Genomic DNA, 3,880 nt, shown 5'->3' with positions numbered 1-3,880 from the left:
CGCCGCCCTGCGCGTACCTCATGCCCCAGGGCTACCGGATCCACAGCCCCACCGTCAGGCGAACAGCCCCGACATCACCCAATCAAGTTCAGTACCAGCTCGACCGTGACACCCGGATCAGTCAGGCCATGACCGAACTCGGCTTCCGGAAGCGAGGACGGATCATCGTCGAACGCCTCAACCAGGCCTTCGATCACTCTCAGCAGTTCGTGGACAAGGAGCACATCTGATGGCCCTGCTCGATCCCATGACCATCCAACGCATCGCGCGACTCGTCGTGGACATGGACGGCCCCTTCGAACGCCCCGGCTACCAGCTCGCCGAGCTGCTGAAACGAGCGGCATGGCCGGTGTCCGTCGAGTACGACGGCACGGCGCGGGTGTCCTGGCTGACCGAGACGATCACGGAGTCGGCCAGTGACGAAGCCGCCGTCAGCCGCTTCCTGGGTCGTATCTGCGACCCGCTGGAGTACGACGACGGCATGGCGTCCGCCGACCTACTCCGGCAGGGTCTCAACCAGATCCTCGCCGCAGAGCAACTGTCGATCACTTACGTTGGCGGCCGCCCGATGGTGGGTGCGCTCGGCCAGGACGGCCGCTCGACCACCTTCAGTCCGCCTGAGGACTTGGAGGCACGTGTCCGACGACTGGTCAGCAGCGACGAGATCACGCGTCAGCTCATGCAGCGAGTGAACGAGACTCGTATCTGCGCGGACAACGGAGCGTACGTCTTCGCTCTCATCGGCATCGGAAGCTTCACCGAAGGTCTACTGCTCGATGTGCTGACCAAACGCGACCCGAGCCTGGCCCAGGGGTTCCCGAATCCCAACGGAGGAAGGCCGGTGCTGGCGGCCAAGGCCAGCCTCGCACTGCTACTGGATACCGCACGGTCCCGAAGCTGGATTCAGGTCGACGCTCACGACTTCATGAAAATCGTCCGCGAGTACCGCAACTTCGTCCACCTTCGTCAGCAGCGAGAACGCGGGATCGATCCCGATCACGACACCGTCATGATGTGCTGGGGCCCGGTCCTCGCCGTCCTCAACGATCTCGAGTCGAGCCGCCTGGACTGACCACTGCCCGGCATATCGCACCTGGTGGACAGCGATCAGGTCACAGCACCAACCGCACGACGTCTCCTGCGCCTCGCAGAACATGATGTCGTCCGGCCTTCGGCCAGCCGACCATCGACCAACTCCTGTGTTTCCTAAGGCCATTGGAATTACCACGAACCGCGGAGTGTCAGTCCGCTCCGTACACTAGAGCCACGAGTACGTCGTCGAGTGTTTCCGCCGAGTTGAAGGCGAGGCCATGTCCGACTCCTCCGTTCCACTCCCCCGCCCTCGTAGGTCCTCCCGACGTTCGAGGTCCCGTATTGTCAGCCAAGACCGTTTTAGTCGCACGGAGTTGCTCACCGATCGGCTGCTGATCCAGGTGGACGCGTCCCGGGTGGGGTTCGTACGGGACCAGCTGGACCCCACCCGCAGCGGGCTCGTGATCAGTGGACCGAAGGCCCTCCGGAAGGCGTCGGAGCTGCGGGACGACGACTACGCAGGCGTGCTCATCGCCGACCCGGCTTTCTACGAGAACGCCGTCGCGACAGCGAGCGAGCCATTCCTCTCGCGAACCGACGAGCTGCCCACAGCAGATCCGCTCGGCCAAGCAGTCCAGGAGCAGCTCGCCGTCGGCGCGACGGCGGCGCTCACGCCGACTGGATACCTCCGAGCCGGGGACACGGCCGCCGCACGAGCGGCTGTACGCGATGTGGTGGCGCGGGAGGACCCCCGGATCGTACTCACCCTCCCGATCGACGTCGGCTGGCTGCACGACGACCTGGTCGGTCGCCTCATCGAAGAAGTGAGCGCGGCACCGGGTATGAAAGCCGTCATGCTCGGTGGCCAGTTGGACCCGCTGGCGAGTTTCCCCGACGCGCTGGCCGGGCTGGCGCGGGTACTGACCGAGGTACCGGGAACCGCGCTGCTGCGGGCCGATCTCGCGGCGTTCGGAGCACTGGCACGGGGCGCGGTGTTCGCCGCCTACGGGCTGTCTGGGCGTTTCCGGCACGTCGTCCCGCCCGGTGAGCCTGCGAAGAGTTCCGGGTTCGCCGACTCCCCGGCCGTACTGTTCCCCGAGTTGATGGCCCTGTTCCTCGGCAAGACCCTCGCCCGCCGTTTCGCCGCGACGCACGCACCTGTATGCGAGTGCGCTGCCTGTGGACATCGGGCGTTGGACAGCTTCCCGAGCAACCGCGACGTCCGGTCGGCAGCACAGCACAACACGGCCGTACTGATGTCCTGGCACCAGACGATGCAGACCCTAGAGGCTGGGCCAGAGCGCCAGCGGTGGTGGCAGGAGCGCTGCCGAGCCGCAGTGGACCGGTATCCGCTTGTCAATGCCGCCGTCCAGCAGCCGAACGGCTTCAAGGTCCCGCCGCAATTGCTGAGGTGGTCCCTCCTCGATGCCGCGCCCTCGGCACCGGCCGGCGCGGGAGCCGACTGACGGGCGGACGGACGGCTCATACCAGTCGTCCGTACAGCTCCTCGACGAAGTGCCAGGCCGCGGAGGTGTGCCGCTGTGGCCGGTACGCCTCGGGTTCCAGAGCGATCCGAATCCTGTCCGGCTCATTCACGAGCACGCCGATGCCGTAGAAGGCGGCCTCCGCCAGGATCTCGTCCAACCGTACGTGCGGGACCTCGTCGAGCAGGACAGCCCGGCGGCAGAACGGTGCGAACCGGCCTGCTCGTTCCAGACCCGTCCGCCAACCGGCGGCCCGAACAACCGCGAGGTCAACAACGAGCGGCCGGACCGCCCGGCGCGTCACCAGATCCGTTTCCCATTCGGCAGCTCCTCGCGGGAGGTCACGAACCTCGGCCTGGTCCGGGAGGGAACCTACCGGGACCGGAAGACCGACCGGAAGGCCGAGCAGGCACTCCAGCACGGGGATGCTGTCCAGCCGCTCGGCACCAACCGCCTGCCGCCTACGGCGCTCGGCCTCATCGACCCGATAGAGCAGGAGGGCGCGGGCGCCCAGGACCGAGAACACGGCGGCTTCACTCTCCGAAGACACCTGCGGCAACGCCGCTTCGCGTACCGAGCGCCACGCCGCGGGATTCGCCAAACCTGCCATGGGTGCCACCCTGCCCTACCGGCTGGTGTGACGGCCAGGAACTCCCCCGCTCGAACCCCGTACGAGGTAGACATCGTTGACGATGGCAAGCAACTGGAGGCCGGATCCTCGACGACGCGGGGCTTTCGCTCATCGGGCGCGGGCGGGCCCGCCCCCGATGAGGACGGAATGGTCTGGAGCACATCGCAGCCGGGATCGCCCGGCCCTGAGCCCCGCTCTGACGCACGAGGCTCACCAATTCCCCGTTGCGGGCCTCGGAACCGCAAGACGGCCCGTCGGCACGCAACAGACCGACGGTTAACCATTAGCAATGGGCTGTGAACCTGTCGAACACCCTGTCTTATGCGCAGTGTCTGGGGTACGGCTGCTGCAGGCCGCACCGTACGGATGGCCTCTCGGCCATTACCGAGAGGCCATACACACCACAGCAAACTAATCCCAACTACGCCTGCTTGTTAGCTCGATGAGCGGTCATCAGGTCGCGGTACCAGGCGTACGAGGCCCTGGGCGTGCGCTCCTGCGTCTCGAAGTCGACATGCACCAGGCCGAATCGCTGGTGGTAGCCCTCAGCCCGTCGAACACCCTGTCACCTTACTGGCCTGCCAGGCTGTCCTGAGGTGACCCCCGCGGTGTGGACACACCTGACAATGGATCTTGTTAGTCCAGGAAGGTGAAGATCTACATGGCGAGGCCATCGAAGTACAGTGCGGAGTTCCGGTCGGACGCGGTGGCGTTGTGGCGGGCCTCGGCGGGA

4 protein-coding genes and 1 pseudogene are annotated in these 3,880 nt (G+C 66.3%); 3 read left to right on the top strand and 2 right to left on the bottom strand.

The features are described from left to right. From AB0J08_RS41200 to AB0J08_RS41190, 3 genes are all read left to right on the top strand, one after another. Positions 1–230: hypothetical protein (locus AB0J08_RS41200; RefSeq protein WP_360645214.1), on the top strand; the 230-nt coding region annotated here is incomplete at its 5' end. Then, entirely contained in the window at positions 230–1,072 is an 843-nt protein-coding gene (locus AB0J08_RS41195; RefSeq protein ID WP_360645211.1) for a hypothetical protein, read from the top strand. The genes AB0J08_RS41200 and AB0J08_RS41195, both read left to right, overlap by 1 nt. Before the next feature lie 334 nt (positions 1,073–1,406). Next, positions 1,407–2,498, top strand: a complete 1,092-nt coding sequence (locus tag AB0J08_RS41190; RefSeq protein ID WP_360645208.1) for a hypothetical protein — start codon at positions 1,407–1,409, stop codon at positions 2,496–2,498. A 16-nt stretch (positions 2,499–2,514) separates the two neighbouring features. On the opposite strand, the gene AB0J08_RS41185 is transcribed toward AB0J08_RS41190, so the two are convergent. Both AB0J08_RS41185 and AB0J08_RS41180 read right to left on the bottom strand, forming a co-directional pair. Beyond that, complete coding sequence (locus AB0J08_RS41185) at positions 2,515–3,126, bottom strand: hypothetical protein (protein ID WP_360645205.1); 612 nt, start codon at positions 3,124–3,126, stop codon at positions 2,515–2,517. 442 nt (positions 3,127–3,568) lie between these two features. Further along, positions 3,569–3,697 (bottom strand): annotated as a pseudogene (locus AB0J08_RS41180) (family 1 glycosylhydrolase); the annotation flags it as partial. Positions 3,698–3,880: the final 183 nt, after the last annotated feature.

The organism is Kitasatospora sp. NPDC050463, assembly GCF_040655255.1.
In the GTDB taxonomy this organism is placed as follows: Bacteria; Actinomycetota; Actinomycetes; order Streptomycetales; family Streptomycetaceae; genus Kitasatospora.
This window is presented reverse-complemented; position numbering and strand designations above follow the sequence as displayed.